The following is a 1,758-nucleotide window of genomic DNA, read 5'->3' on the forward strand; positions in this document are numbered from 1 at the left end:
AATGGTGAGTGATGGCCGGAGCCCGGGGCTCCCCCGGGCTCCGGCCATCACTCACCATTCGCCCCTCCATGGGGCTTTTGCCCGGGTGGCCACCCGACTCGTGCGCCGTCCCTACTTCGGACGGACCGGCACCGCGTGCCGGGACCGGGGTCCGCGACCACCATGACGGGGAACGGAGCGGCGCACGGAGGCCCACCGACCTCCGGGGCGCCGCGCCGGCGCGCCCGGGGGAGCCCCGGGCGGTCACCGCCCGGCCGCGGTCGCCCCGCGGCCCCGGGACAGGAGGTGCCATGGCCACATCCGAGGACACCGGCGCGCCGGGGGAGCGGCCGGACACCGCGTCCGACCCCTCCTCGCCGGCCGGCGCCGTCACCACCCGGGCCGTCCTGCTGATCATCGGGGTGCTCACGCTCCAACTCGCCTTCGTCCTGTCCTACGTCGGCGCCTTCCACAACCCCGTACCGCGCGACATCCCCATCGCGGTGGCGGCACCCGAACAGCAGCGACAGCAGATCGTCGGACAACTGGAGGACCTGCCCGGCTCACCGCTGGATCCGGTGCGCGGCGTCGACGACGCCGACGCCGCCCGCGACCTGATCGAACGCCGGGAAGTCGACGGTGCCCTGGTCGTCGGCGGCGACGGAACGGACACCCTGCTGGTCACGACCGCCGCCGGCGGAGCACTCGCCCCCGCGCTGGAGCGGGTGCTCGGGGCGGTGGCGCGGGAGACCGGCCGGGAACTGCGCACCGAGGACGTGGTGCCCGCCGACGCCGGCGACAACAACGGCCTGACCCCCTTCTACCTGGTGGTCGGATGGTGCGTGGGCGGCTACCTGTGCGCGGCCGTCATGGCGGTCAGCGCCGGGGCGCATCCCTCCAACCCGCCCCGGGCGGTGGTGCGCCTGGCGGTCCTCGCGATCTGCGCCGTGGCCTCCGGCATCGGCGGCATGCTGATCGTCGATCCGGTGCTGGGTGCCCTGCCGGGGTCACCGATCGCCCTGGCCGCCCTCGGCGCGCTGCTCGTCTTCGCCACCGGGGCCGCCACCATGGCGCTCCAGGGGCTGGTCGGCGTCGTCGGGGTCGGGTTGGCGATCGCCCTGGTGGTGGTGCTCGGCAACCCCAGCTCCGGCGGCGCCTACGCCCCACCACTGCTGCCGCCCTTCTGGCGGGACATCGGCCCCTTCCTGCCACCGGGCGCCGGCACCTCGGCGGTGCGTTCGCTGGTCTACTTCGACGGGAACGCCATCGGGGGGCCGCTGCTGGTGCTGATCCTGTGGGCGGTGGTGGGCGTGGTGATCGCGGTCGGCGCCGCCGTCCTCCGGACGACGCTGCGCGCGGGAGCCCCCTCCTCCCGGAGGGTCCGCCGGCCGTCCTGATCACGGGTGTCGCCGACCGGGCGCGTTTCGACGATCACCGGGCGCGCTCCCCGGTCGACCCGCCGCCCGGCGGCGGGTCGACCGGAAGGTGCATGCGCAGGGCGAGGAAGAAGTCCACCCGGTCCTCCCACCGGGTCGGATCGCGCCCGGTCAGCTCCCCGATCCGCCGGATCCGGTAGCGCAGGGTGTTGACGTGCACGTGGAGACGGTCGGCGCACCGGCTCCAGGAACCGTCGCTCTCCAGGAAGGCCCGCAACGTCGGCAGCAGCTCCGTGCGCCGGCGCCGGTCGTGGGCCAGCAGCGGATCCAGCAGCCGCGCGGTGAAGGCGCGCCGCACCTCGGCGGGGACGAACGGCAGCAGCAGCACGTGCGAGGCCAACTC

2 protein-coding genes are annotated in these 1,758 nt (G+C 75.1%); one reads left to right on the top strand and one right to left on the bottom strand.

Annotated elements, in window-relative coordinates:
• Positions 1–290: 290 nt before the first annotated feature.
• Positions 291–1,376: a DUF3533 domain-containing protein gene (locus FNQ90_RS21980; RefSeq protein WP_228471475.1), complete on the top strand. Its 1,086-nt coding sequence runs from the start codon at positions 291–293 to the stop codon at positions 1,374–1,376.
• A 34-nt stretch (positions 1,377–1,410) separates the two neighbouring features.
• Here FNQ90_RS21980 and FNQ90_RS21985 read toward each other — a convergent pair.
• A partial coding sequence (locus FNQ90_RS21985) for a PucR family transcriptional regulator (RefSeq protein ID WP_182607941.1) occupies positions 1,411–1,758 on the bottom strand: 348 nt, incomplete at its 5' end.

The organism is Streptomyces alkaliphilus, from assembly GCF_014141535.1.
GTDB classification, from domain to species: domain Bacteria; phylum Actinomycetota; class Actinomycetes; order Streptomycetales; family Streptomycetaceae; genus Streptomyces; species Streptomyces alkaliphilus.

Bases quoted from the DNA above. Each gene is read 5' to 3' on its own strand.
- FNQ90_RS21980 (WP_228471475.1), top strand. From the start codon at position 291: ATGGCCACATCCGAGGACACCGGCGCGCCGGGGGAGCGGCCGGACACC.